We start from the raw sequence: 26,776 nt of genomic DNA, 5'->3' as shown, positions 1-26,776 counted from the left end.
AGTCTGATCCCGGATTTGGCCCCCCGAATCTCCCTGAGGAGGCAGCACCATGGCCAAGAACAGGAACCGTAAGCAGGGCGGCGAACAGGACCGCTCGTCGCAGCCGGAGCGCGCGCAGGAGCAGTCCCCGGCGCCGGCGCAGCAGTCGCCGGTGTCACAGATCCAGGGCGGCTCCGCCGATGCCGCCCGCAAGCACCAGAGGCGTTTCGGCCACAACTGAGCCGGGCGCACGGGCCTTTCCGGTCCAGGCACACGCCGAGGGGCGCACCCGTGCACGGGTGCGCCCCTCGCGCTCGTCCGGGAGGTCCGGCGGCGGTCAGCCGGTCGCCAGGCAGGCCGGGCCCAGCAGTACCTTCAGGTCCCCGAAGAGGGCGGGGTCGGGCTTCACCCGGTGCCGGTCGAGCCGCAGGACCGTGGTTTTGCTCGGGCCCTGGAGCCTGATCCGCACCTCGCTCTCGCCCCGGTGGTGGCTGAGGATCTCACCGAGCCTGCTGACCATGGGCGGAGTGATCTTCAGAGCGGGGATGGTGAGGATCACGGGCGCGTTGGTGCCCGCGTTCGACAGGTCGGGGACCTGCAGCTCCATCGCGACGAGGCGGGGGACGTCCTCGCGCTTGTCGAGGCGCCCCTTGACGAACACCACCGCGTCCTCGACCAGTTGGGTGGACACCAGCTGGTAGGTCGCCGGGAAGAACATGCACTCGATGGAGCCGGCCAGGTCCTCGACGGTGGCGATGGCCCAGGCGTTGCCCTGCTTGGTCATCTTGCGCTGCAGGCCCGAGATGATGCCGCCGATGGTGACGACCGCGCCGTCCCCGTGCTCGCCGCCGGTGAGCTGGGCGATGCCCGCGTCGGCCTTGTCGGACAGCACGTGCTCCAGACCGAAGAGCGGGTGGTCGGACACGTACAGGCCGAGCATCTCCCGCTCCTGTGCGAGCAGGTAGGCCTTGTCCCACTCGTCGGTGGTGAACTCCACGTCCAGGCCGAAGCCCGGCTCGGTGTTGTCGGCCTCGCCCATGCCGCCGAAGAGGTCGAACTGCCCCTCGGCCTCTTTCCTCTTCACCGCGACCACGTTGTCGATCATCGGCTCGAAGTGCGCGGTGAGGCCCTTGCGGGTGTGCCCCATCGTGTCGAAGGCACCGGCCTTGATGAGGGATTCCGTGGTGCGCTTGTTGCAGGCCACCGCCTCGACCTTGTCGAGGTAGTCCGGGAAGGAGGCGTACTTCCCCTTGGCCTTGCGGCTGCGGATGATCGACTCGACCACGTTCGTACCGACGTTGCGCACGGCCGACAGTCCGAAGAGGATCACGTCGTCGCCCTGGGCGGCGAAGTTCTGCTCCGACTCGTTGACGTTCGGCGGCAGGACCTTGATCTTCATGCGCCGGCACTCGTTGAGGTAGATCGCCGACTTGTCCTTGTCGTCCTTGACCGAGGTGAGCAGCGCGGCCATGTACTCGGCCGGGTAGTTCGCCTTCAGGTAGGCGGTCCAGTAGGAGACCAGTCCGTACGCGGCGGAGTGCGCCTTGTTGAACGCGTAGCCGGCGAAGGGGACCAGCACGTCCCACAGCGCCTTGATCGCCTCGGGGCTGTAGCCGTTCTTCTGGGCGCCGGCCTGGAAGATGGTGAAGTTCTTCGCCAGTTCGTCGGGCTTCTTCTTGCCCATCACGCGGCGCAGGATGTCGGCCTCGCCGAGCGAGTAGCCGGCGATGATCTGGGCGGCCTTCTGCACCTGCTCCTGGTACACGATCAGGCCGTAGGTGACCGCCAGGACCTCCTCGAGCGGCTCCTCCAGCTCGGGGTGGATCGGGGTGATCTCCTGGCGCTTGTTCTTGCGCTCCGCGTAGTTGATGTGCGAGTTCATGCCCATCGGGCCCGGCCGGTAGAGGGCCGAGACGGCGGAGATGTCCTCGAAGTTGTCGGGCTGCATCTGGCGCAGCAGCGAGCGCATCGGGCCGCCGTCGAACTGGAAGACGCCGAGGGTGTCGCCGCGGCAGAGCAGTTCGAAGGTCTTGGGGTCGTCCAGCGGCAGGGCGAGCATCTCCAGGTCGATGCCCTTGTTGGCCTTCACCATCTTGATGGCGTCGTCCATGATCGTGAGGTTGCGAAGCCCCAGGAAGTCCATCTTGAGCAGGCCGAGCGACTCGCACTGCGGGTAGTCCCACTGGGTGATGGTCACGCCGTCGGTGTGCCGCACCCAGACCGGGGCGTGGTCGACGATGGGCTCGCTGGACATGATCACGCCGGCCGCGTGCACACCCATCTGCCGGACCAGGCCCTCGACGCCCTTCGCGGTGTCGATGACCTTCTTCACGTCCGGCTCGTTCTCGTACATCCCCCGGATCTCGCCGGCCTCGCCGTAGCGCGGGTGCTTGGGGTCGGTGATGCCGTTCAGGTCGATGCCCTTGCCGAGGACGTCGGCGGGCATCGCCTTGGTGAGCCGGTCGCCCATCGCGTACGGGTAGCCCAGCACGCGCGCGGAGTCCTTGATGGCGTTCTTCGCCTTGATCTTGCCGTACGTGCCGATCATGGCGACCTTGTCGGCGCCGTACTTCTCGGTCACGTACCTGATCACCTCGACGCGCCTGCGCTCGTCGAAGTCGATGTCGACGTCGGGCATGGAGACGCGCTCGGGGTTGAGGAACCGCTCGAAGATCAGACCGTGCGGGATGGGATCGAGGTCGGTGATGCCCATGGCGTACGCGACGATCGAGCCGGCCGCGGAGCCACGGCCGGGGCCGACCGCGATGCCCTGCTTCTTGGCCCACATGATGAAGTCGGCGACGACGAGGAAGTACCCCGGGAACCCCATCTGGATGATGACGTCCATCTCGTACTCCGCCTGCTTCTGGCGGTCGTCGGGGACGCCGGCGGGGAAGCGGCGCTCCATGCCGCGGCGCACCTCCTCCTGGAACCAGGTGACCTCGGTGAAGCCGTCGGGGATGTCGAACTTCGGCATGAGGTTCTTGGCCTCGAACATGCCCGTCGTGTCGATCTGCTCGGCCACCAGGAGCGTGTTCGCGCACCCTTCCTGCCAGGCGTCCGAGGAGTCGACGGCGTACATCTCGTCCGTCGACTTCAGGTAGTAACCGGTGCCGTCGAAGCGGAAGCGGTCCGGGTCGGAGAGGTTCTTGCCGGTCTGGATGCACAGCAGCGCGTCGTGCGCGGTCGCCTCGTGCGCGTACGTGTAGTGCGAGTCGTTCGTCACCAGCGGCGGGATGCCCAGCTTCTTGCCGACCCGCAGCAGGTCCTCGCGGACCCTGCTCTCGATCTCGATGCCGTGGTCCATCAGCTCCAGGAAGTACCGGTCCTTGCCGAAGATGTCCTGGTACTCGGAGGCCGCCTTCACCGCCTCGTCGAACTGGCCCAGGCGCAGCCGGGTCTGCAGTTCGCCGGAGGGGCAGCCCGTGGAGGCGATCAGGCCCTCGGACCACTGGGAGATGGTCTCCTTGTCCATCCGGGGCCACTTCTGCAGCCAGCCCTCCGCGTACGCGTCCGAGGAGAGCTTGAACAGATTGTGCAGGCCCGTCCGGTTCGCCGCCCAGATCGTCTTGTGGGTGTAACCGCCGGAGCCGGAGACGTCGTCCCGCTTCTGGTGCGGCTGGCCCCATTTGACCTTGCGCTTGTTGCGCCGCGACTCGGGGGCGACGTACGCCTCGATGCCGATGATCGGCGTGACGCCGGCCTTCTTGGCCGTGTGGAAGAAGTCGTAGGCCCCGTGGAGGTTGCCGTGGTCCGACATCGCGATGTGCGACATGCCCATCTCGTTGCACGCGTCGAACATGTCCTTGAGCCGCGCGGCACCGTCCAGCAGCGAGTACTGGGTGTGGACGTGCAGGTGCGTGAACGGCGGCTTTGACACGGCTTCGGCCTCCAAGAAGAACTGGCGTCGACGACGTCCCCGCGGGCTGCGGACAGTCTGGGGGACAGCGACGAAGTCTATGCCTGAGCACTGACACGCGGAGCGCTCTCCCCCGTACCTTCATGAGGGGGAGGCGGGCACTCCCGTGGACCCCCGTCCGTTGGACGGTGACGGAGACATCCGTTCCGTCGGACGGCGTGTTCGTCCCATTCGTCATGCAGTACCTGCACCAGGAGGCACCCAGCGATGTCGGTTCCGCAGCTCAGCGCCGAGCAGCGCGGCGAACAGATCCTCGCCGTCTTCCACACCGCCTTCGGCGATCTGCTGGCCGCCGATCCGGCCGCGTTCCGCGTGAAGTTCCGGAAGATGGCGGCGTCGGCGTTCGCGTTCTACCGCGGGACGGCGAACCTCTTCTACCACGACCTGCAGCAGGAGAGGAGCGGCGGACCGTATCTGGACGAGCGCACCTCGCGGGTGTGGATCCACGGCGACCTGCACGCGGAGAACTTCGGCACGTACATGGACGCCCAGGGCCGGCTGATCTTCAACGTGAACGACTTCGACGAGGCGTACGTCGGCCCCTTCACCTGGGACCTCAAGCGCCTCGCGGCCTCGGTGGCCCTGATCGGCTACGCGAAGGCGCTGAGCGACGAGCAGATCACCGCCCTCGTCCGGACGTACGCGGCGGCCTACCGGGAGCGCATCCACGCCCTCGCGACGGGCGCCAAGAGCGACGAGGTGCCGCCCTTCACGCTGGACAGCGCACAGGGCCCGCTGCTGGACGCCCTGCGGGACGCGCGCTCGCTGACCCGCTTCGGGCTCCTCGACTCGATGACGGAGATCCGCGACTTCGAGCGGCGCTTCGCACCGGGCGGCGGCTCCATCGAGCTGGACGCGGCCACCCGCTACAAGGTCCTGGCCGCCTTCGACGGCTATCTGGAGACACTGCCGGAGTCGTCCCTGGACCGCCCGGACTCCTACCGGGTGAAGGACGTCGTGGGCCGCCGCGGCATCGGCATCGGCTCGGCCGGGCTGCCCTCGTACAACATCCTCCTGGAGGGCGCCACCGACGCCCTGGAGAACGATGTGGTGATCTACATCAAGCAGGCCCAGACCCCGGCCGTCTCCCGGCACGTCACGGACCCCTCGATCCGTGAGTACTTCCAGCACGAGGGCCACCGCACGGTGATCTCCCAGCGCGCCCTCCAGGCGCACGCCGACCCGTGGCTGGGCTGGACCGAGCTGGACGGCGCGGGCCAGCTGGTCGCCGAGGTCTCGCCGTACGCGGTCGACCTGGACTGGGGCGACATCGACGACCCGGAGGAGATCACGGCGGTCGTCGCGGACCTCGGCCGGGCCACCGCCGCGATGCACGCCGCCGCCGACGACGAGAGCGGCCACTCGGAGCTGGTGCCGTTCTCCACGGAGCGCGCCATCGACGCGGCCATCGCGGGCGACGAGGACGGCTTCGGCGACCTGCTCGTCGACTTCGCCCACACGTACGGCGCACGCGCGCGGGCCGACCACCAGATCTTCGTGGACCTGTTCCGCAACGGCCGGATCCCGGGTCTGTAGCCGCCCGCCCACCGACCTCGGCCGCCGGGCCGCGACCACCCACAGGATCCCTTTAGGGGTCCCTTACGGGAGTACGTGACAGACTCTTCGGAACCATGGACATATCCGGGACCCAGCTCAGAGCCGTGCGCGCGGCGCTGTTCACGGCACTGGTCGTGACGCTCAGCACCGCGTCGCACGTGCTGCTGTCCCGGGTCCCCCTGCCGCTGGCCACCGTGGCGGCGCTCGCCGCCGCCGTCTTCGTCGTCGCGTACGCGCTGGCGGGCCGCGAGCGCGGCTTCGCACGGATCGCCGCCCTGCTGATCCCGCTGGAACTGGCCGCCGACACGCTCCTCACCGCCGGCCAGCACGCCTGTTACGGCAAGGCCGGCGGCCCGGTCGCGGGCCCGTTGCGCTCGGTCGGTCTCGACGTGCTCTGCGGGGGCGGCGAGGTCGGCACCCCGCTGGCCCGGGTGACGGGCGGCGAGGTCACTCCCGCCGCGGCCGTGCTCGCGCAGGCCGACCCGGGCGCCGCCTGGCTGCTGCTCGGCGCGCACATCGGTGTCGGCCTCCTCGCCGCCGCCTGGCTCCGTCGCGGCGAGCGGGCCCTGGCCCAGCTCCTGGACGCGATGGCCGCCGCCACCTTCCGCCCGCTGCTGGTCGCGGTCGCCGCGGTGACCGTGTGTCTCGCTCCGGTGCGCCGGCTGCCGCGGCCCACGCGCCGGGTCGCCGCCACGCGTACGCGGCTCTTCGTGCACTCGATGGGACGGCGTGGACCGCCGTGCTCGGCCGTGTCCGCCTGAGCACACCAGTCCCCGTACATCTGTCACACCCACGGAGAACCCATCATGAGCAAGCGGAACAGCCAGGCCTCGAAGTCGGCGGCCCGTGAGCGGCTGCGCATCGAGCGCGAGCGGCAGGCCAAGCGCGACAAGGCCAAGCGGCAGATCATCGTCGCCGGTTCGATCGTCGCGGTCCTCGCGATAGCCGGCGGCATCGGCTACGCCGTCGTACAGAACAACGAGCCCTCGAAGTGGGACGCCGCGGCCGACGCGAAGGTCGTCGCCCCCGCCAACACCAGCGGCAGGAACGGCTCGACCGTCGTCATCGGCGAGTCCAAGACCGACAACACGGTCCACCTCTACGAGGACCCGCGCTGCCCGGCCTGTGCCTCCTTCGAGCAGACGGTCGGCGAGACCGTCAACAAGGGCATGACGGACGGCGACTACAAGCTCTCCTTCACCCTCGGCACGTTCCTCGACGGCAACCTCGGCGGCGAGGGCTCGAAGAACGGCGTGAGCGCGCTCGGCGCCGCGCTGAACGTCAGCCCCGAGGCCTTCCTGGAGTACAAGACCGCGCTCTACTCCACGAAGTACCACCCGGAGGAGACGAAGGACGACCTCGCCAAGGACAGCTACCTGATCAAGGTGGCGAACTCGGTGGACGCGCTGAAGGACAACAAGAAGTTCCAGGACGCCGTCAAGAAGGGCACGTACGACGCCTGGGCGATGAGGATGAGCAAGACGTTCGACGACGCCAAGGGTGTCGACTCGACGCCGACCATCAAGATCAACGACAAGGTGATCACGAACCCGAGCACAGTCGCCGACTGGCAGAAGGCGCTCAAGGACGCGGGCGTCACCAAGTAGCGCGTTCCGGCCGGCACCCTCCGTGAGAGCGGGCGGACTTCTCCCCGTTCGCCCGCCCTTCACGTCTTTCGCCTTACAGAAAGCCCTACCCATCAGTAATGTGACCGGCCGTGACCAGTCGCATCAGATCCCGCATCAGCTCCGACTCCCCCGCCCCGAGCCGCCGTACGGTGGTCAGGGCAGCCGCGGCCACCGCCGTGCTCGGGGCCCCGCTCGCCGCGGCGCCGCCGGCCCGCGCCGCCGAGGCGCTCGCGTTCCTGCACGGCGTCGCCTCGGGCGACCCTCTGCCGGACGGCATCCTCCTGTGGACCCGGGTGACGCCCACCCCCGAGGCGACCCCCGGCTCCGGGCTCGGCCCGGACGTCGAGGTCGGCTGGACGGTGGCCACGGACAAGGCGTTCACGACGATCGTCGCGAAGGGCTCCACCACCGCGACCGCCGCCTCCGACCACACCGTCAAGGCAGACGTCCGCGGCCTGCAGCCCGCCACCGACTACTGGTTCCGCTTCTCCAGCGGCTCCGCCGACTCACCGGCCGCCCGTACCCGCACGGCCCCCGCCCGCGACGCGGCCGTGGCCTCGATGCGCTTCGGGGTGGTGTCCTGCGCCAACTGGGAGGCCGGCTACTTCTCGGCGTACCGCCACCTCGCCGCGCGCGGCGACCTGGACGCCTGGCTGCACCTGGGCGACTACATCTACGAGTACGGGAGCGGCGAGTACGGCACACGGGACACCGTCGTACGCCCGCACGCCCCCGCGCACGAGATCGTCAGCCTCGCCGACTACCGCACCCGGCACGGCCGTTACAAGACGGACCCCGACCTCCAGGCCCTGCACGCCGCGGCCCCGGTCATCGCGATCTGGGACGACCACGAGTTCGCCAACGACACCTGGTCCGGCGGCGCGGAGAACCACACCGAGGGCGCCGAGGGCGCCTGGTCCGCCCGCCAGGCCGCCGCCAAGCAGGCCTACTTCGAGTGGATGCCGGTGCGGCCCGCCGTCGAGGGGACCACCTACCGGCGGCTGCGCTTCGGCAGACTCGCCGACCTCTCCCTGCTCGACCTGCGCTCGTACCGCTCGCAGCAGGTGAAGGTGGGCAACGGCACGGTGGACGACCCGGACCGTACGCTCACCGGCCGGGCCCAGCTCGACTGGCTGAAGGCGGGCCTGCGTTCCTCGGAGACCACCTGGCGGCTGGTCGGCAACTCCGTGATGATCGCCCCCTTCGCGATCGGCTCGCTCTCCGCCGAGCTCCTGAAGCCGCTCGCCGAACTGCTCGGCCTGCCCGAGGAGGGCCTTGCCCTCAACACCGACCAGTGGGACGGCTACACCCACGACCGCCGCGAGCTCCTCGCGCACCTGCGGGACAACGCGATCCGCAACACGGTCTTCCTCACCGGCGACATCCACATGGCCTGGGCCAACGACGTACCGTACAACGCCGCCACGTATCCGCTGTCGGCCTCCGCCGCCACCGAGTTCGTCGTCACGTCGGTGACCTCGGACAACCTCGACGATCTGGTCAAGGTGCCCGAGGGCACGGTGTCGGCCCTGGCGTCACCGGTGATCCGCGCCGCGAACCGGCACGTCCACTGGGTCGACACCGACCGCCACGGCTACGGCGTCCTGGACCTCACCGCCGAGCGGGCGCAGATGGACTACTACGTCCTCTCCGACCGTACGTCCGCCACCGCGACGGCGGCCTGGGCCCGCTCGTACCGCACGCGCAGCGGCACGCAGAAGGTCGAGCGGACGTACGACCCGGTCTGATCCCGCCGCGCGGTCCCGCGCCGCAGGGCCGCTGGGCCGCTACAGGGTCTCGAGGAAGCCGAGCGCCACCCGCCAGGTGGCCTCGGCGGCCTCCTCGTCGTAGTCCGGCAGACCGGGGTCGGTGTAGAGGTGCCCGGCGCCCGCGTACCGGTAGATCTCCACGTCCGCCCCCGCCCTGCCCATCTGCAGGTACCAGGCGGTCAGCCAGTCGTCCGGCTCGAAGGCGTCCGGTTCGGCCACGTGCAGCTGCACCGGCAGCTCGTCCACCGAGGCGGTCTCCGCGATGTCGGACGTGCCGTGCAGGAGCAGCAGCCCGCGGGCCTTGTCGTCGCCGAGCGCCAGGGTCTGCGCGGTCGCCGCGCCCAGCGAGAACCCCGCGTACACGAGCCCTCGCTCCGAGTAGGGCGCCGCGGCCAGGATGGCGCGCCTGAGCAGCTCGTCCTTGCCCAGCTCGTCCTTGAAGTCCCTGCCCTCCTCGACCGTCTCGAAGGTGCGCCCCGCGAAGAGGTCGGGGGTCCACACCTCGTGTCCCGCCGCTCGCAGACGGTCCGCCGCGTCCCGCACCGCCGGCCGCAGACCGTACGTCGAATGGAAGAGCATGATGTTCATGGGGTCATGGTGCCAGCAGCCGACGACGGCGCCGGTGCGGGGCGCCGGTGCGGGGCGCCGGTGCAGCGGATATGACCGGGGCCACAGATTAGCGACCCGCAGGACGGTTACGGTCGAAGGATGGAGAACGTGCTTCGCCCGCTGATCGTGATCGGCGGCTCCGTCGTACTGACGCTGCTGGTCGGCTGGACGGCCGACCTGCTGCTGCGACGTGCCGATCAACGCCACCACCAGGTCCCGCTGTGGGGGCTGCTGCGCCGCTGCCGTCTTCCGCTGCAGTTCGCGATGTGCGCGGTCCTGCTGAGAGGGTCCTACGACCAGGCGGAGATCGCCGCCGAACACTCCGCGGGCATCGGTCAGGCCCTGACCCTGGTCCTCATCGGTTCGGCGGCCTGGCTCCTGGTGCGGATCGCCACGGCGGTCGTCGACTCCTCGTACTCCCGCTACGCCAACACCCACCGCGACCCGGCCAGGGTCCGCCGGGTCCGTACGCAGGTGGCCCTGATCCAGCGGGTGGTCTCGGCGATCGTCGGTGTGGTGGCGGTCGCCGCCATGCTGCTGACCTTCCCCGCGATGCGCGCGGCCGGCGCCTCGCTGCTCGCCTCGGCCGGCATCCTCGGCATCGTCGCCGGTGTGGCCGCGCAGTCCACCCTCAGCAACATGTTCGCCGGGTTCCAGATCGCCTTCGGCGACATGGTGCGGCTCGGTGACACGGTGGTGGTGAACGGCGAGTGGGGCACGGTCGACGAGATCACCCTCACCTTCCTGACCGTCCGCACCTGGGACGAACGCCGGTTCACCATGCCGGTCTCGTACTTCACCTCGCAGCCGTTCGAGAACTGGTCCCGCGGCGGTGTGCAGATGACCGGAACGGTCTTCTTCCACCTGGACCACCACGCGCCCGTGGAGGAGATGCGCGACAAGCTGCGCGACATCCTGCGCGCGTGCCCCGCCTGGGACGGCCGCGACTACGGCCTCGCGGTCACCGACTCCACCCCCAGCACGATGGAGGTGCGCGCGCTGGTCACCGCGAAGGACGCGGACGACGTGTGGACGGTCCGGGTCACGGTCCGCGAGCAGATGCTCCGCTGGCTGGCCACCCACCACCCCTACGCCCTGCCCCGCGTCAACACGGCCGACGCGATCCTCCCCCCGGACTCCCTCCACCCGACCGTCAACGGCAACGGCAACGGCACAGCCCTCCACCGCCCCCGCACGACCCGCGGCCGCATGGTGGAACCCCCACGCACGGGCCGCGGCTGAATCCGGAGCCGCCCCGCAGGGGCGCGGGGAACCGCGCGACAAGCCCCCACCGGCCGGCACCCGGCAAGGACCTACCTCAACGACCGCACGTCGAGATGCCGCAGCACCCGGTCCACCACCTCGGGATCGGCCCCCACCTCACTGCGCGCGGCAAGCACCTCGTGCCGGGCGGCGGACAGCATCTCCCCCTGGATCCGCCGTACCCGCTTGATCCGCCGCGCCCGCTGATCGTGCGCCTCCCGGCGCTCGTCCTCCCCCAGGTCGGGGCTGATCCGGTAGCCGATGTCGAACGCCCGCCGCTGCAACTGCTCGGTGAGCTCGTCGGGCAGGTCCTCCTTCTCCCCGATCTCCCGCAGCCGCTGCTTCGCCGCCGTGGCCGCCCGCAGGGCGAGCGTCTTCTCGAACTCCTTCTCCCGGTCGGTGTCGGCCCGCACCCCCAGCTTCCGCACCAGCCACGGCAGGCTGAGCCCCTGCACCACGAGCGTCGCCATGATCACCCCGAACGCGATGAAGATCATCTCGTCCCGGTGCGGGAACGGCTCCCCGTTCTCCATCTTCAGCGGAATGGCCAGCGCCAGCGCCACGGAGGCCACCCCGCGCATCCCGGCCCACCACATGACGACGGTCTCCCGCCAGCTCGTCGGGATGTCCTCGTCGAGGTCCCGTCGCGCGTGCATCCGTTTGGTCAGCGCGGTGGCCGGCAGCAGCCAGGCCAGGCGTACGAACACGACGACGCCCACGACCGCACCGGCCCAGCCGAGCATCTCGCCCCACCGCCCCTCCGCGGTCCTGAGCGCGTTGTGCAGCTCCAGTCCGATAAGCCCGAACGCGACCCCGGTGACCAGCGTGTCGACGATGTTCCAGAACGTGTGACCGGCGAGCCGCGTCATGACGTCGTCCGCGTCGTTCGCGTACTCCGCCAGGAACATCGCCGTGGTGAGCACCGCCAGCACGCCGGACCCGTGCAGTTCCTCGGCCAGCACGTAGGAGGCGTACGGCACGAGCAGCGTCAGCCCGATCTGCAGCGTGGGGTCCCCGAGGTAGTCCATCAGCCGGTTCGCGCCCCACCCGAGCCCGACCCCCACGACGACCGCGACGACGGCGGACAGCAGGAAGTCGAGCAGGGCGCCCGGCACCGAGAAGGAGCCGCTGATGGCGGCCGCGATGGCCACGTGGTAGAGCACGATGGCCGTCACGTCGTTGAACAGCCCCTCGCCCTCCAGGATCGACACGAGGCGGCGCGGCAGTCCGAGCTGTCCCGCGACGGCGGTCGCCGCGACGGGGTCGGGCGGCGCCACCAGCGCGCCCAGTGCCACGGCGGCGGCGATCGGCAGCCCCGGCACGACGCTGTGGGCGACCGCGGCGACCACGGCGGTGGTGACGAACACCAGGGCCACGGCGAGCAGGAAGATCGGCCGTTTGTTGGCGGCGAACTGCCGCCAGGAGGTGCGCCGCACGGCGGCGTACAGCAGCGGCGGGAGCAGCCCGGGCAGGATCAGCTCGGGCGGGATGTCCACGTTCGGGACGAAGTGCAGCAGGGCGAGCACGATTCCGAGCAGGGTCATCAGCACCGGCGCCGGAAGCTTGAGCCGGTCCCCCAGCGGAACGCTGACGACGGCCCCGAGCAGCAGCACGAACAACAGGGCCAACTGGTCCACGGTCGGGGCTCCAGGGGTCTAGGCGATCAAAACGGGCCAGACCTCAAGCGTGCCACCACAGCCGGATTCCACACGTGAACCGCCCGAGGGGGCGCCTCGAAGGAGCGCGGGGAACCGTGCGACCGGGCCCCCGCCGGCCCGCGGTCAAGAACGCACCCTGAGCCCGCCCGAGCTCCTAAAAAGAGCGCCGCATCGCCCGGTGCGGAATCCCGGCGTCGGGAAACTCCTCCCCGTACGCCACGTACCCCAGCCGCTCGTAGAACCCCAGCGCATGCGTCTGCGCGTGCAGGTCCACCCCCGTCAGCCCGCGCGCGCGGGCCGCGTCCTCGATGCCCCGCACGAGCGCGGCCCCGACCCCGAGCCCCCGCGCGGCCCGCACGACGGCGAGCCGTCCCAGGGATCCGACACCGGCCTCGCCGCCGTTCTTCGCGGCCGCCGCCTCGCCGTGCAGCAGCCGTCCCGCGCCGAGCGGCCGCCCGTCCTCGCGGACGGCGAGCACATGCACGGCGTCCGCGTCGCAGGCGTCGTACTCGAGGTCCTCGGGGACCCGCTGCTCGACGACGAAGACCTCCTTGCGCACGGCGAAGCAGGCCTCACGGTCGCCGAGGTCCCCGGCGACCCGCACGGTGTAGGACGACGGGCTCGGCGACGGGCTCATGCGTTGCTTTCCTCCCGCACGCGGTCCAGCGCCCGCTGCAGGTCCTCGGGGTAGTCGCAGGAGAACTCGACCCACTGCCCGTCACCGGGGTGCTCGAACCCGAGCCGCACCGCCTGCAGCCACTGGCGGGTGAGGCCGAGCCGCTTGGCGAGCGTCGGGTCGGCGCCGTACGTCAGGTCGCCGACGCAGGGGTGCCGGTGGGCCGACATGTGGACGCGGATCTGGTGGGTGCGCCCGGTCTCCAGCTTGATGTCGAGCAGCGAGGCCGAGCGGAACGCCTCGATCAGGTCGTAGTGCGTCACGGAGGGCTTGCCCTCGGCGGTGACCGCCCACTTGTAGTCGTGGTTCGGGTGCCGGCCGATGGGTGCGTCGATGGTGCCGCTGGTCGGGTCGGGGTGGCCCTGGACGAGCGCGTGGTACCGCTTGTCGACCGTGCGCTCCTTGAACTGGCGCTTGAGCGACGTGTACGCGTACTCCGACTTGGCCACCACCATCAGGCCCGAGGTGCCCACGTCGAGGCGGTGCACGATGCCCTGGCGCTCGGCGGCGCCCGAGGTCGAGATCCGGTACCCGGCGGCGGCGAGGCCGCCGATCACGGTCGGTCCGGACCAGCCGGGGCTGGGGTGCGCGGCGACACCGACCGGCTTGACGATCACGACCACGTCGTCGTCGTCGTGCACGATCTCCATGCCCTCGACGGGTTCGGCGACGACCTGTACGGGCGCGGGTGCCTGCGGCATCTCCACTTCCAGCCAGGCGCCGCCGTGCACCCGCTCGGACTTCCCGACCACCGAGCCGTCGACCATGACCTTCCCCGCCGCGGCGAGCTCGGCGGCCTTCGTACGGGAGAAGCCGAACATGCGGGAGATGGCGGCGTCGACACGCTCGCCCTCCAGGCCGTCGGGCACGGGCAGGGTACGGATATCGGGAACGGTACTCACCCGTCGAGTATGCCGGACGGCTCGGACACCGCCGTACGGCAGCCCGCGCCCGGCCCCCGCGGTGCCCGCTCAGTCCTTGTGGACGGTGCCGTCCGGGTCCAGTCCCCGGAAGGACAGCAGCACGATCAGGATGCCGCCGCAGACGATCGCGGAGTCGGCGAGGTTGAAGACCGCGAAGTGCTTGGGCGCGATGAAGTCGACGACCGCGCCCTCGAGGAAACCCGGCGCGCGGAAGATCCGGTCGGTGAGGTTGCCGAGCGCGCCGCCGAGCAGCAGACCGAGCGCGACGGCCCAGGGCAGGCTGTAGAGCTTGCGGGCGAGCCGGGCGATCACCACGATCACGGCGGCGGCGATCACCGTGAAGATGATCGTGAAGGCCTCGCCGAAGCCGAAGGCGGCGCCCGCGTTGCGGATCGCCTCGAAGCGCAGCCAGTCCCCGACGATCTCCACCGGCTCGTGGTGCTCCAGCTTCGCGACCACGACCAGCTTGCTGATCAGGTCCAGCGCGTACGCCAGCGCGGCGACGGTGAAGAGCACGGCGATCCGGCGCCCGCCCCTGGGCGCCGCGGCCTCGTCCGGCGCCTCCCCGGGGCCCGGGTCGGAGCCGCTGTCGGGACCGGGACCGGGACCAGGACCGGGGCCGGGGCCGGCGTCCGTCGGCCCGTCCGGCGCCACGCTCCTGTCGGGCTGCTCCGGACCGGCTCCCGCCGCGCCCGGGGTGTCCGGCGTACCGATGATGCGCTCCGCCTCTGCCACGTGAGTTGTGTCCCTCGACCTAGGTGCCTGACTGAGCACGAGGGTACGGCACGGTCCGCCGCGGCCGGGTGCCCAGGAGGCACACCGGGCGGATCGGCGTCCGGCCGCGGGAGGTCAGTAACGGCGCTCCTGCTTCTGCTTGCACTCGACGCACAGCGTGGCGCGCGGGAAGGCCTGCATCCGGGCCTTGCCGATGGCCTTGCCGCAGTTCTCGCAGAGCCCGTACGTGCCCGTGTCCAGACGGTCCAGGGCGCGCCCGGTCTGCTCCAGCATCTCCCGGGCGTTGGCGGCGAGCGCCATCTCGCTCTCGCGCGTGATGTTCTTGGTGCCGGTGTCCGCCTGGTCGTCGCCCGCGCCGTCCCCGGAGTCGCGCATCAGACCCACCAGGGACTCCTCGGAGCGCGTGAGCTCGGTGCGCAGCCGCAGCGCCTCGGAGTCCAGTCCCGTGCGCGCCTGCTCGACCTCCTCGGGGGTCCAGGGGTCCTCGCCGGGGCGTACCGCGAGCTCGCCGGGTTCCACCGCGGCCACCCGCGCCTTGGGAACCGCGGTGGGCTGGTCCGCCGCCGCGGCCGTGCCAGGGGTCTTCTTCGCAACCACCGTCGTGGCTCCCGTCGTGTCGGCGGCCTCGGCCGCTCCCTCGGCCGCGGAAGCGACCGCCTTGTTGGCCGTAGGTGCGCCCTTGCCGCCCGCGGTCCTCTTCGCGCCGGTCCTGCCGGCGCCGGTGGTCGCCTTCCTGCGCGGTGCCCGCTCCGCCGGGGAGGCGGTCCTCTTCGCGGGAGCGTCCCCGGCACCGGCCGCTCCCGTGGATCTGCCGGACGCCGACTGCTGTACGGCGGTCTTCTTCGCCACCATGGCCGCGGCCCCTTCACGGATTGTGACCTTGCACGCGAATCGTGCTGGGACGATAAATCGACTTGAGTCCCGCGGCAACGGGGCACGCCGTCCGATTCCTCCGTCCCGCGCGTACCGCGATCCGGTCTGCAAGCGTTGTGCCCAGCTCCCCGCCGGGTAATCCGCCGGGCCGCCCGTCCCAGGATGCGAACACCGGCCCGTCGGCATTCGGCCCAGTGCGCACCCGCGGGCAGCGCCGCCGCGCCCCGCGCGCGGGGCGCGGAAAACCGGTCCGCCGCCGTCGGTCCGGCGCCGTACACTGGGCGCAGCGAGAAGCGTGGATGGGGACGAGTAGCGGCGTACGCGGCCAGGAGCGACCCGGGGACGGTGTGAGCCCGGGGGCGAGCGCGACGTGAAGATCACCCCGGAGCCGCCGGAAGAGGGCCGCAGCGAGCCAGCAGCGGCCGGTAGACCCGGCATCGCGACCCCAATGAGGGGGCTCACCGGCGTGCGGAACGCGACGGGGGGCCAAGGAGGGTGGTACCGCGGGAGCACGCCGCACACGGCGTAGGTGACAACACAGCTCTCGTCCCTCCGGACGGAAGGCAGAAGTCCGCCGGAGGAAGTTCGTTGGATACGCAGCCGAGTACACAGCCGCAGTACCGCCAGGTGCCCGCCCAGGTCGACCTGCCCGCCCTCGAGCACGCCGTGCTCGACTTCTGGCGCGAGCAGAAGATCTTCGCCAAGTCCCTGGAGCAGTCCGAGGGCCGCCCCGAGTGGGTGTTCTACGAGGGTCCGCCCACCGCCAACGGCATGCCGGGCGCCCACCACATCGAGGCGCGCGTCTTCAAGGACGTCTTCCCGCGCTTCCGCACCATGCGCGGCTACCACGTGGGCCGCAAGGCCGGCTGGGACTGCCACGGCCTCCCGGTGGAGCTGGCGGTCGAGAAGGAACTCGGCTTCACCGGCAAGAAGGACATCGAGGCGTACGGCATCGCCGAGTTCAACGCGAAGTGCCGGGAGTCCGTGACCCGCCACACCGACGCCTTCGAGGAGCTCACGACCCGCATGGGGTACTGGGCCGACCTCAACGACCCGTACCGGACCATGGACCCGGAGTACATCGAGTCCGTCTGGTGGTCGCTGAAGGAGATCTTCGACAAGGGCCTGCTGGTCCAGGACCACCGCGTGGCCCCCTGGTGCCCGCGCTGCGGCACGGGCCTGTCCGACCACGAGCTGGCCCAGGGCTACGAGACGGTCGTCGACCCCTCGGTGTTCGTCCGCTTCCCGCTCACCTCCGGCCCGCTCGCGGGCGAGGCCGCACTCCTGGTGTGGACGACGACCCCGTGGACCCTGGTGTCCAACACGGCGGTCGCCGCGCACCCCGGGGTGACCTACGTGGAGGCGACGGACGGCGAGGAGAAGCTCGTCGTCGCCGAGCCGCTCGTCGAAAAGGCCCTCGGCGAGGGCTGGGAGACCACCGGCCGGACCTTCACCGGCGCCGAGATGGAGCGCTGGACGTACCGGCGCCCCTTCGAGCTCGTCGAGTTCCCGAAGGACGAGCCCGCCCACTACGTGGTGAACGCGGAGTACGTGACGACCGAGGACGGTACGGGTCTGGTCCACCAGTCCCCCGCCTTCGGTGCGGACGACCTCCTGGTCTGCCGTGCCTACGGGCTGCCGGTCGTCAACCCGGTGCGCCCGGACGGCACCTTCGAGGAGGACGTGCCGCTCGTGGGCGGTGTCTTCTTCAAGAAGGCCGACGAGAAGCTCACCGAGGACCTCCTGGACCGCGGCCTGCTCTTCCGGCACGTCCCGTACGAGCACAGCTACCCGCACTGCTGGCGCTGCCACACCGCGCTCCTGTACTACGCGCAGCCGTCCTGGTACATCCGCACCACCGCCGTCAAGGACCGCCTCCTCGAGGAGAACGAGAAGACCAACTGGTTCCCCGACTCGGTCAAGACCGGCCGCTACGGCGACTGGCTGAACAACAACATCGACTGGGCCCTGTCCCGCAACCGCTACTGGGGCACGCCGCTGCCGATCTGGCGCTGCGAGGAGAACCACCTCACGCTCGTCGGCTCCCGCGCGGAGCTCACCGAACTGACCGGCAGCGACCAGTCGCAGCTCGACCCGCACCGCCCGTTCATCGACGACGTCACGTTCGCCTGCCCGCAGTGCGACGGAACGGCCACGCGCGTGCCGGAGGTCATCGACGCCTGGTACGACTCGGGCTCGATGCCGTTCGCGCAGTGGGGCTACCCGTACAAGAACAAGGAGCTCTTCGAGAGCCGCTACCCGGCGCAGTTCATCTCGGAGGCCATCGACCAGACGCGTGGGTGGTTCTACACGCTGATGGCCATCGGCACGCTCGTCTTCGACAAGTCCAGTTACGAGAACGTGGTCTGCCTCGGTCACATCCTGGCCGAGGACGGCCGCAAGATGTCCAAGCACCTGGGCAACATCCTGCAGCCGATCCCGCTGATGGACCAGCACGGCGCGGACGCGGTGCGCTGGTTCATGGCGGCCGGCGGCTCCCCCTGGGCGGCCCGCCGCGTCGGCCACGGCACCATCCAGGAGGTCGTCCGCAAGACGCTCCTCACCTACTGGAACACGGTCGCCTTCCAGGCCCTGTACGCGCGCACGGCCGGCTGGGCGCCCGGCGAGGCCGACCCGGCGCCGGCGGACCGCCCGGTCCTCGACCGCTGGCTGCTGTCCGAACTGCACGCGCTCACCGACCAGGTGACACAGGCCCTGGAGTCGTACGACACCCAGCGCGCGGGCAAACTGCTCTCGGCGTTCGTCGACGACCTGTCGAACTGGTACGTGCGCCGCTCGCGCCGCCGCTTCTGGCAGGGCGACAAGGCGGCGCTGCGCACCCTGCACGAGGTCGTCGAGACGGTCACACGCCTGATGGCCCCGCTGACCCCGTTCATCACCGAGCGGGTCTGGCAGGACCTGGTGCTACCGGTGTCCCCCGGCGCCCCCGAGTCCGTGCACCTGTCGACGTGGCCGGAGGCGGACCTGTCCGCCATCGACCCGGAGCTGTCGCGGCAGATGGTGCTGGTACGCCGTCTCGTGGAGCTGGGCCGCGCCACGCGCGCGGAGTCGGGCATGAAGACCCGCCAGCCGCTGTCCCGCGCGCTGGTCGCGGCGACCGGGTTCGGCGCCCTCTCCCCGGAGCTGCACGCGCAGATCACGGAGGAGCTGAACGTGAGCTCGCTCGCGTCCCTCTCCGAGGTGGGCGGCTCGCTCGTCGACACGACGGCCAAGGCGAACTTCCGCGCGCTCGGCAAGCGGTTCGGCAAGGGCGTCCAGGCGGTCGCGAAGGCCGTCGCCGAGGCCGACGCCGCCGCGCTGTCCCTGGCCCTGCGCGAGGGCACGGCGTCCGTGGAGGTGGACGGCGAGACCGTCACGCTCGCCCCGGACGAGGTGATCATCACGGAGACCCCGCGCGAGGGCTGGTCCGTCGCCTCGGACTCCGGTGCGACGGTCGCCCTCGACCTGGAGCTCACGGAGGAGCTGCGGCAGGCCGGCCTGGCCCGGGACGCCATCCGCCTGATCCAGGAGGCCCGCAAGAACAGCGGCCTGGACGTGGCCGACCGGATCGCCCTGCGCTGGACGTCCACCGACCCGAAGGTCGTCGCGGCGCTCGGCGAGCACTCCGCCCTGATCTCCGACGAGGTCCTGGCCACGGACTTCGCCCAGGGTGAGGCGGACGACACCTTCGGGGAGCCGTTCACGGACGAGTCCCTGTCGCTGGCGTTCCGCCTGCGCAAGGCCTGACGGCACGGTCGAAGGCCCGGTCCCCCGAGCGTCTCGGGGGACCGGGCCTTCGGCGTCGCACGGGGCCTTCACCTCGTACGGGGTCTCCGCCGGCGTACGCCACGGGCACGGGACACGGCAAAAGGGCGGAGCCCCCGGATATCCGGGGGCTCCGCCCTGAACGCTGCCGACGCCTACGGCGTGCCGGAGGCCGTCAGTTGTCGTCCTCGTCGATCAGGAAGCCACGCATCGGCGAGGGCGCCTGCTGCATCGGCGAGGGGCCCTGCGGCCGGACCGGCGCCATCGGCTGGGTCATGGCCGGCGTCATCTGCTGCTGGCCGCCGTAGGACGGACCGGCGGGACCGGGGCCGCCCATCGGGTTGCCGCCGTAGGACGGCGCGCTCGCACCGGCCGGAGCCATGGACGGGCTGGGCGACGACGGCAGCGAGGCGGCCGCCGGCGCACGCGGCGGAGCCAGCGAGTCGTCGGCCTGGGTCTCCAGCTGGCGCAGCTGCGACTCCAGGTAGGACTTCAGACGCGTACGGTACTCGCGCTCGAAGCCCCGCAGGTCCTCGACCTTGCGCTCCAGCGTGGCGCGGGCGGACTCCAGGGAGCCCATCGCGACGCGGTGCTTCTCCTGCGCGTCCCGCTCCAGGGCGTCGGCCTTGGCACGGGCGTCGCGCTCCAGGCCCTCGGCGCGGCTGCGGGCCTCACCGACGATCTTGTTGGCCTCGGAGCGGGCCTCGGCGATCGCCTGGTCGGCGGTCTGCTGGGCCAGCGAGAGCACACGGGCGGCGCTGTCGCCACCGGGACCCTGGCCGGGCTGCCCCATCTGCGGGCCGTGCCCGCCCATCGGACCACCCATGGGACCGCCCATCGGGCCGCCCATCTGCTGGGGCATCTGCTGCTGCTGCTGCATCTGTCCCTGCATGGGGCCGGGACCCTGACCCATCTGGCCCTGTCCCATCTGGCCCATCGGACCCTGACCCATCTGGCCCTGGCCCATCGGACCCTGGCCCATGGGGCCCTGACCCATCTGGCCGGGACCCTGCTGACCCTGGGCGCTGGGGCCGGCGGGCAGCTGCGGGGCACCGCTCGGCAGCTGGGGCGGGCCACCCATGGGGCCACCCATCTGCTGCTGCGGCGGGCCCGATATGCCGGCGGGCACCGGACCGTTGGGACCGCGCATGCCCTGCGGCGGACCCTGCTGCTGTTGCTGCTGATCCTGCTGTTCGGGCGGCTTGCGCATGCCCTGTTGCTGGTTCTGCGCGGCGGCGCGTGTGGCGGCGGCCAGCTTGGCGCGCAGGTCCTCGTTCTCGCGGAGCAGGCGGGTCAGTTCGGCCTCGACCTCGTCGAGGAAGGCATCGACCTCGTCCTCGTCATAGCCTTCTCGGAGGCGGACGGTCGTGAACTGCTTGTTCCGCACGTCCTCGGGGGTCAACGGCATCTCTTCACCTCAACGTAGTCGTCGGCATCGTCGGCGTTCGGCAAGACCGTATCGTTCACAGCTGACTCACGACGGAGATCAGGATGTAGACGATGATCATCAGTACGAAGAAGGACAGGTCGAGCGCCACGCCCCCGAGACGTAGCGGCGGAATGAACCGCCGCAGAAGCTTGAGCGGTGGATCAGTGACAGTGTAGGTGGCCTCGAGAACCACCACCATCGCCTTGCCGGGTTGCCATGAGCGGGCGAACTGGAAGACGTAGTCCATGACCAACCGGAAGATCAGCACGATGAGGAAGCACATCAGCGCGACGTAGAGAACCTGCCCGACCACGCTCATGATCCGTGCGTCCCTCTCCCCTGTTTCCCTGCTGTTCCGGTCCTGCGTCTCAGCTCTGGTTGAAGAACCCGCCCTCTGCGATGCGAGCCTTGTCCTCCGCCGTGACATCGACGTTAGCAGGCGACAACAGGAACACCTTCTGCGTCACCCGCTCGATGCTCCCGTGGAGACCGAAGACCAAACCGGCGGCAAAGTCGACAAGTCGCTTCGCGTCCGTGTCGTCCATCTCGGTCAGATTCATGATCACCGGGGTGCCCTCACGGAAGTGTTCCCCGATGGTACGGGCCTCGTTGTAGGTCCGGGGGTGCAGCGTGGTGATCCTGTACGGCTCTCGTTCCGACACGACCTTGGGCATGATCACCGGCGCGTTCTTCTCCATGCTCTGACGTTCTTGTGTGATGGACGCCACGGGGGCGATCCGGGCCGGACGCGAAGATTCCGCGACCGGCGGGGCGGAATGGGACACAGGATCGCGCCGGACCGGTGGCTGCACCACTCGTACCGGTTCGTCCCTTTCCGACTGATGTGACTGGTGCGACTGATGCGACGGCTCATGCCGTCGGCGGTCCCGCTCGGGCTCCGGATCCAGCTCGGGCTCGAAGTCGTCGTCGGGGTCGAAGCCCCTGCCGTCGTACCCATCGTCCTCCACGAGGCCGAGGTAGACCGCCATCTTGCGCATCGCGCCGGCCATGCTCTGAGTCCTCCGCTCTGTGGTGGATCGGCTGACTGTTGCCAAGCGCCCGCGATCCACGGGGTCGTGTTCCCACCGACGGCGGGAATGACCATATTTTCTGCTGTGGTCCGACTTCTTGGCGACGTTACCCGAGCCCGGGGCGGACGCCGAGTACCGCGGTGCCGACGCGTACATGTGTCGCTCCGGCCGCCACCGCGTGCTCGAGGTCTGCGCTCATCCCCGCGGAGACCATGTTCGCAGCAGGATGAGCGCGGCGCAGGTCAGTCGACAAATCCATCAGCCGCTCGAACGCGGCCTGTTCGCGTCCCGCGTAAGGCCCGGTGAGCGGGGCGACGGTCATCAGTCCGTCGAGCCTCAGACCCGGCGCCGCCGCGACGAGTTCGCCCAACTCCGGGACGCCCTCGGCTCCTACACCACCGCGCTCGCCCAGTCCACCCTTTCCGGCCGCGAACTGCTCCGCGTCGAGCGCAACCTGGATGAGGCAGCCCACCTCGCGTCCGGTCCGCACCGCCTCCTTGGACAGGGCGGTGACGAGCCTGGGCCGGTCGACGGACTGCACGACATCCGCGTAACCGACCACGGAACGCACCTTGTTGGTCTGCAGCTGGCCGACGAAGTGCCAGGACAGGGGCAGGTCCGAGCAGGCCGCCGCCTTCGGCGCCGCGTCCTGGTCGCGGTTCTCGGCGACGTGCCGCACACCGAGTCCGGACAGGATCCGCACGTCCTCGGCGGGGTACGTCTTGGTGACCACGATCAGGGTCACCTCTTCGCGCTTGCGCCCGCCCGCCGCGCAGGCGGCGGCGATGCGCTCCTCGACCGCCGCCAGATTAGCGGCGAGTTGGGTCCTGCGGTCCGTCATGTCCGATCAGTCCAGCCACACATAGCCCGCGAGACGGCCGGTGAGACCGTCGCGGCGGTACGAGAAATGGTCGTCCGACTCGATCGTGCAGACCGGCGACCGCTCCCGGTCGCGCACCCCGAGCCGCTCCAACTGCGCGTGCACCCCGGCGCCCACGTCGACCGCCGGCGTACCCCGACCCGTCTCGGCGTACGCCGCGGGCTCGACGGCCGCGACCTCCGCCCGCATCGCGTCCGGCACCTCGTAGCACCGGCCGCAGACGGCGGGGCCGGTGCGGGCGACGATCCGGGCCGGTTCGGCGCCGAGTTCCACCATGGCCCCGACGGCGGCGGGCACGACCCCGGCGACCATGCCCGGCCGTCCCGCGTGGGCCGCGGCCACGATCCCGGCGACGGGGTCGGCGAGCAGGACGGGGGTGCAGTCGGCGGTGAGCACGGCGAGGGCGAGGCCCCGGCGCGCGGTGACGACGGCGTCGGCCTCCGGCACCGGCCGTTCGCCCCACGGCCCGTCGACCACGACCACGTCGGGCCCGTGGACCTGGTTCATCCAGACCACCCCCGCCGGGTCGAGACCGAGCGACTTGGCCGCGAGGTCGCGGTTGGCGCGTACGGCCTGCGGGTCGTCGCCGACCGCTCCGCCGAGATTGAGCTCCTCGTACGGAACGGCGCTCACCCCGCCCCACCGGTCGGTGAAGGCGAAGTGCGCGCCGCTCACAGTGCTCGTTCCGGAGCGCTGTCCTATCACTTGAGGAAGTCCGGCACGTCCAGTTCCTCCGCCGCGCTGTCGGAGTAGCTCCGCGACGGCGGGACCGGCGGGCCGGCCGGCGGCAGTTCGTTGCTCACCGGCTCCGGAGCGGGCTCCGGTGCCTCCTTGGGCGTGACGCTGCCGAGCGACCCGAAGGACGGGCGGCTCTCGGCGGCACGCGGCGGCGCGGGTTCGTCGCGCTTGGCCGTGGACGAGCCGAGCACGTTGTCCCGCTTGGACGGGGGCTGCCCGCCGTCGAAGCCGGCCGCGATGACGGTGACCCGTACCTCGTCGCCGAGCGCGTCGTCGATGACCGCGCCGAAGATGATGTTGGCCTCGGGGTGCGCGGCCTCGCTCACCAGCTGGGCGGCCTCGTTGATCTCGAACAGGCCGAGGTCCGAACCGCCGGAGATGGAGAGCAGGACGCCCCGGGCGCCGTCGATGGACGCCTCCAGGAGCGGCGAGGAGATCGCCATCTCCGCGGCCGCCACCGCGCGGTCGTCGCCGCGGGCGGAGCCGATGCCCATGAGGGCCGAACCGGCCTCGGACATCACGGACTTGACGTCGGCGAAGTCGAGGTTGATCAGGCCGGGCGTGGTGATGAGGTCGGTGATGCCCTGGACACCGGAGAGCAGGACCTGGTCCGCCGACTTGAAGGCGTCGAGGACCGAGACCTGGCGGTCCGAGATGGACAGCAGCCGGTCGTTGGGGATGACGATGAGGGTGTCGACCTCTTCGCGGAGTTCCGCGATGCCGTCCTCGGCCTGGTTGGCGCGGCGCCGGCCCTCGAAGGTGAAGGGGCGGGTGACCACGCCGATGGTGAGTGCGCCGAGCGAGCGGGCGATGTTGGCCACCACCGGCGCGCCGCCGGTGCCGGTGCCACCGCCCTCGCCGGCGGTCACGAAGACCATGTCGGCCCCCTTGAGGACCTCCTCGATCTCCTCGCGGTGATCCTCCGCGGCCTTGCGGCCGACGGCCGGGTTGGCTCCGGCGCCGAGTCCACGGGTGAGTTCGCGGCCGACGTCGAGCTTGACGTCGGCGTCGCTCATCAACAGTGCCTGGGCGTCCGTGTTGATGGCGATGAACTCGACACCCTTGAGACCGACCTCGATCATCCGGTTGATGGCATTGACACCACCGCCGCCGACACCGATGACTTTGATGACTGCGAGGTAGTTCTGCGGTGCTGCCACGTCGAAGGCCTCTCGCCTCGAGTTACGTGTCGTCGCCTCGCACGGTCGCGATCCGACGACTGATGCCGAATGGGACGGTCCGAACGCCGACCCGAACCCTAACGCTGAAGTTTAGGGTTACCAGTGTGTCTGTTCCTTGGACTCTTCCGAACAGGACACTAAGTCGACAAGTGGCGCACGTTCAACGAACACGCCGAACCTCCCGTTTTTCTTTTCACCCTATGTGATCAGGCGCGTCGCTGCCCAACCAGGGGGCCGGCCTGGGCGGATATGCGTCAACTCCCCGACGAGGCCGGGGCGGTGGGCACACTGACGTCGAAGTGCCGCGCCCCGGGAGCGGCTTTCATGAGAGCGGTCAGCGTATGCGCCTTGGCCCGTCCCTTCTCGCCACTTCCCCAGTCGACGGTGCGTCCGCCGCTCAACCGCAGCGAGACGGAGTCGTACGAACGGACCTCGACGACCCGGGTGGCACGCGCGACCGCGGCCGGGAGGGAGCGCGCCACGAGCACCGCCTCGCGCACCAGCCGTCCGGTGCCGAAACGGCGCAGTCCCGCGGTCCGGGCGACGTTCAATTCCAGTGCGGGCACGCCCTCGGGGGCGCGGGAAACCGTGGCATATCGCACACCTTTGGCGTCCACTTCGACATACTTGCCCCCTTTTCCGGCCTTTTCGACAATGAGGACCGGAACGCGTTCGGTGATTTTCAGCCCGATTCCGTGGGGCCAGGAACGGACGACGTCGACCGAGTCGATTCTCGGCAATTTCCGGAGCAGTCCCGTCTCGATCTCGTCGGTGTCGACGGAAATCAGCGGCGATCCGACCGCCACGTCGGCCGCCTCGACCACCTGTGCGGGCGTCAGGACCCGCGTACCGGACGCCGACACCCGTTCCACGCGGGTCCACTGCGAGCCGTAGAGCACCCAGACGCCGCCCGCGGCGAGCAGGACGAGGCAGACCGCCAGGGCGACGAGCGTACGGGGCCCCGGCAGCCTCCGCAGGAGGGGTGGCCGGGGCGGGCCGGAATCCGGGTGCCTGCGTTCGCCGCGTTCGGCGGTGGTCGGTCCGGCCACGCTCCCCTGCCTTCTGCCACGCGCTAGCGGCGTGACGCGATCGCCTCGTACACCATCCCGACGAGCAGGTCGTCGGCGTCCCGGCGGCCGAACTCGGAGGCGGCGCGGGACATCTCGAACAGCCGGTGCGGATCGGCGAGCACGGGCAGGACGTTGCCCTGGATCCACTGCGGTGTCAGTTCCGCGTCGTCGACCAGCAGTCCGCCGCCGGCCTTGACCACCGGCTGGGCGTTCAGCCGCTGTTCGCCGTTGCCGATGGGCAGCGGGACGTAGACGGCGGGGAGCCCGACGGCGGAGAGTTCGGCGACGGTCATCGCGCCCGCGCGGCAGAGCATCATGTCGGCCGCGGCGTACGCGAGGTCCATCCGGTCCACGTACGGTACCGGGATGTAGGGGGGCATCCCCGGCATCTGGTGGACCTGCGGCAGTTCGTTCTTCGGGCCGACCGCGTGCAGGATCTGGATACCGGCCTGCTGGAGGTACGGGGCGGTCTGCTGGATCACCTCGTTGAGGCGGCGGGCGCCCTGCGAACCGCCGGAGACCAGCAGGGTCGGCAGGGAGGGGTCGAGCCCGAAGGCGGCGCGGGCCTCGGGGCGGACGGCGGCCCGGTCGAGCATCGCGATCGAGCGGCGCAGCGGGATGCCGATGTAGCGGGCGCCCCGCAGCTTGCTGTCCGGCGTGGAGACGGCGACCTGGGCCGCGTACCGCGAGCCGATCTTGTTGGCGAGGCCTGGCCGGGCGTTGGCCTCGTGGACGACGATCGGCACACCGAGGCGCTTGGCGGCCAGGTAGCCGGGCAGGGCGACGTAACCGCCGAAGCCCACGACCGCGTCCGCCTTGGTGCGCTCCAGGATCTGCTCGGCCGCCTTGATCGTGCCGCGCAGCCGTCCGGGGACGGTGATCAGCTCCGGGGTGGGCTTGCGCGGCAGCGGCACCGCGGGGATCAGCCCGAGTTCGTAGCCCCGCTCCGGCACGAGTCGGGTCTCGAGTCCGCGCTCCGTGCCCAGGGCCGTGATCCCCACGGTCGGGTCCTGCCTGCGCAGGGCGTCCGCGAGGGCGAGCGCGGGCTCGATGTGGCCGGCGGTCCCCCCGCCGGCGAGTACGACATGCACCG

22 protein-coding genes are annotated in these 26,776 nt (G+C 70.6%); 7 read left to right on the top strand and 15 right to left on the bottom strand.

Annotated features, from left to right (window positions below):
* Positions 1-49 precede the first annotated feature (49 nt).
* Positions 50-220, top strand: coding sequence for a hypothetical protein (locus QFZ75_RS28475; protein WP_307541383.1), 171 nt, complete (start codon positions 50-52; stop codon positions 218-220).
* 96 nt (positions 221-316) lie between these two features.
* Here QFZ75_RS28475 and dnaE read toward each other — a convergent pair whose 3' ends face one another.
* Entirely contained in the window at positions 317-3,859 is a 3,543-nt protein-coding gene (gene dnaE, locus QFZ75_RS28470; protein WP_307541381.1) for a DNA polymerase III subunit alpha, read from the bottom strand.
* 246 nt (positions 3,860-4,105) lie between these two features.
* Here dnaE and QFZ75_RS28465 point away from each other — a divergent pair, with 246 nt between their 5' ends.
* The 4 genes from QFZ75_RS28465 to QFZ75_RS28450 all read left to right on the top strand — a co-directional run bounded on the left by QFZ75_RS28465 (position 4,106) and on the right by QFZ75_RS28450 (position 8,831).
* On the top strand, positions 4,106-5,434 hold the full coding sequence (locus QFZ75_RS28465; RefSeq protein WP_307541379.1) for a DUF2252 domain-containing protein: 1,329 nt from the start codon (positions 4,106-4,108) through the stop codon (positions 5,432-5,434).
* A 95-nt stretch (positions 5,435-5,529) separates the two neighbouring features.
* Positions 5,530-6,216 (top strand): hypothetical protein, encoded by a 687-nt coding sequence (locus QFZ75_RS28460; protein ID WP_307541377.1) that lies wholly within the window; start codon positions 5,530-5,532, stop codon positions 6,214-6,216.
* A 45-nt stretch (positions 6,217-6,261) separates the two neighbouring features.
* Positions 6,262-7,062, top strand: coding sequence for a DsbA family protein (locus QFZ75_RS28455; protein ID WP_307541375.1), 801 nt, complete (start codon positions 6,262-6,264; stop codon positions 7,060-7,062).
* Positions 7,063-7,172: 110 nt separating this feature from the next.
* Positions 7,173-8,831, top strand: coding sequence for an alkaline phosphatase (locus QFZ75_RS28450; RefSeq protein ID WP_307541372.1), 1,659 nt, complete (start codon positions 7,173-7,175; stop codon positions 8,829-8,831).
* Between the two features lie 39 nt (positions 8,832-8,870).
* On the opposite strand, the gene QFZ75_RS28445 is transcribed toward QFZ75_RS28450, so the two are convergent.
* Positions 8,871-9,440: a dienelactone hydrolase family protein gene (locus tag QFZ75_RS28445; RefSeq protein ID WP_307541370.1), complete on the bottom strand. Its 570-nt coding sequence runs from the start codon at positions 9,438-9,440 to the stop codon at positions 8,871-8,873.
* A 120-nt stretch (positions 9,441-9,560) separates the two neighbouring features.
* Here QFZ75_RS28445 and QFZ75_RS28440 point away from each other — a divergent pair, with 120 nt between their 5' ends.
* Positions 9,561-10,703, top strand: a complete 1,143-nt coding sequence (locus tag QFZ75_RS28440) for a mechanosensitive ion channel family protein (protein ID WP_307541368.1) — start codon at positions 9,561-9,563, stop codon at positions 10,701-10,703.
* Positions 10,704-10,774: 71 nt separating this feature from the next.
* Here QFZ75_RS28440 and QFZ75_RS28435 read toward each other — a convergent pair whose 3' ends face one another.
* The 5 genes from QFZ75_RS28435 to QFZ75_RS28415 all read right to left on the bottom strand — a co-directional run bounded on the left by QFZ75_RS28435 (position 10,775) and on the right by QFZ75_RS28415 (position 15,568).
* Positions 10,775-12,361, bottom strand: a complete 1,587-nt coding sequence (locus QFZ75_RS28435; protein ID WP_307541366.1) for a Na+/H+ antiporter — start codon at positions 12,359-12,361, stop codon at positions 10,775-10,777.
* 175 nt (positions 12,362-12,536) lie between these two features.
* Entirely contained in the window at positions 12,537-13,019 is a 483-nt protein-coding gene (locus QFZ75_RS28430) for a GNAT family N-acetyltransferase (protein ID WP_307541364.1), read from the bottom strand.
* Positions 13,016-13,960 (bottom strand): RluA family pseudouridine synthase, encoded by a 945-nt coding sequence (locus QFZ75_RS28425; RefSeq protein ID WP_307541362.1) that lies wholly within the window; start codon positions 13,958-13,960, stop codon positions 13,016-13,018. The genes QFZ75_RS28430 and QFZ75_RS28425 overlap by 4 nt, the downstream gene beginning before the upstream one ends.
* 69 nt (positions 13,961-14,029) lie before the next feature.
* Complete coding sequence (lspA, locus tag QFZ75_RS28420; protein WP_307541361.1) at positions 14,030-14,716, bottom strand: signal peptidase II; 687 nt, start codon at positions 14,714-14,716, stop codon at positions 14,030-14,032.
* Between the two features lie 114 nt (positions 14,717-14,830).
* Complete coding sequence (locus QFZ75_RS28415) at positions 14,831-15,568, bottom strand: TraR/DksA family transcriptional regulator (RefSeq protein ID WP_307541359.1); 738 nt, start codon at positions 15,566-15,568, stop codon at positions 14,831-14,833.
* A 609-nt stretch (positions 15,569-16,177) separates the two neighbouring features.
* On the opposite strand from QFZ75_RS28415, the gene ileS reads away from it, so the two are divergent.
* Positions 16,178-19,336, top strand: coding sequence for an isoleucine--tRNA ligase (gene ileS, locus QFZ75_RS28410; protein WP_307541357.1), 3,159 nt, complete (start codon positions 16,178-16,180; stop codon positions 19,334-19,336).
* A 193-nt stretch (positions 19,337-19,529) separates the two neighbouring features.
* Here the strand turns inward: ileS and QFZ75_RS28405 are convergent, their stop codons facing one another.
* The 8 genes from QFZ75_RS28405 to murG all read right to left on the bottom strand — a co-directional run bounded on the left by QFZ75_RS28405 (position 19,530) and on the right by murG (position 26,774).
* A complete protein-coding gene (locus QFZ75_RS28405) occupies positions 19,530-20,762 on the bottom strand; it encodes a DivIVA domain-containing protein (protein ID WP_307541355.1) in 1,233 nt (410 codons plus the stop codon).
* A 55-nt stretch (positions 20,763-20,817) separates the two neighbouring features.
* Positions 20,818-21,102, bottom strand: coding sequence for a YggT family protein (locus QFZ75_RS28400; protein WP_307541354.1), 285 nt, complete (start codon positions 21,100-21,102; stop codon positions 20,818-20,820).
* Positions 21,103-21,151: 49 nt separating this feature from the next.
* A complete protein-coding gene (locus QFZ75_RS28395; RefSeq protein WP_307541352.1) occupies positions 21,152-21,793 on the bottom strand; it encodes a cell division protein SepF in 642 nt (213 codons plus the stop codon).
* A gap of 127 nt (positions 21,794-21,920) precedes the next feature.
* Complete coding sequence (locus QFZ75_RS28390; RefSeq protein WP_307541350.1) at positions 21,921-22,655, bottom strand: YggS family pyridoxal phosphate-dependent enzyme; 735 nt, start codon at positions 22,653-22,655, stop codon at positions 21,921-21,923.
* A 6-nt stretch (positions 22,656-22,661) separates the two neighbouring features.
* Positions 22,662-23,399, bottom strand: coding sequence for a peptidoglycan editing factor PgeF (gene pgeF, locus QFZ75_RS28385; RefSeq protein ID WP_307541348.1), 738 nt, complete (start codon positions 23,397-23,399; stop codon positions 22,662-22,664).
* Positions 23,396-24,592 carry a cell division protein FtsZ gene (gene ftsZ / locus QFZ75_RS28380; RefSeq protein WP_307541346.1) on the bottom strand — a complete coding sequence of 399 codons (1,197 nt, stop codon included), beginning with the start codon at positions 24,590-24,592 and terminating at the stop codon, positions 23,396-23,398. Before ftsZ ends, pgeF begins: the two co-directional genes overlap by 4 nt.
* A gap of 275 nt (positions 24,593-24,867) precedes the next feature.
* Entirely contained in the window at positions 24,868-25,662 is a 795-nt protein-coding gene (locus QFZ75_RS28375) for a cell division protein FtsQ/DivIB (protein WP_307541345.1), read from the bottom strand.
* A gap of 23 nt (positions 25,663-25,685) precedes the next feature.
* The gene (murG, locus tag QFZ75_RS28370) at positions 25,686-26,774 is read right to left on the bottom strand and encodes an undecaprenyldiphospho-muramoylpentapeptide beta-N-acetylglucosaminyltransferase (protein ID WP_307541343.1); all 1,089 of its coding nucleotides are present in this window, start codon (positions 26,772-26,774) and stop codon (positions 25,686-25,688) included.
* Positions 26,775-26,776 lie beyond the last annotated feature (2 nt).

The organism is Streptomyces sp. V3I8, from assembly GCF_030817535.1.
In the GTDB taxonomy this organism is placed as follows: Bacteria; Actinomycetota; Actinomycetes; order Streptomycetales; family Streptomycetaceae; genus Streptomyces.
Note: the sequence above shows the minus strand (reverse complement) of the source record. Positions and strands in the feature narration are given on the sequence as shown.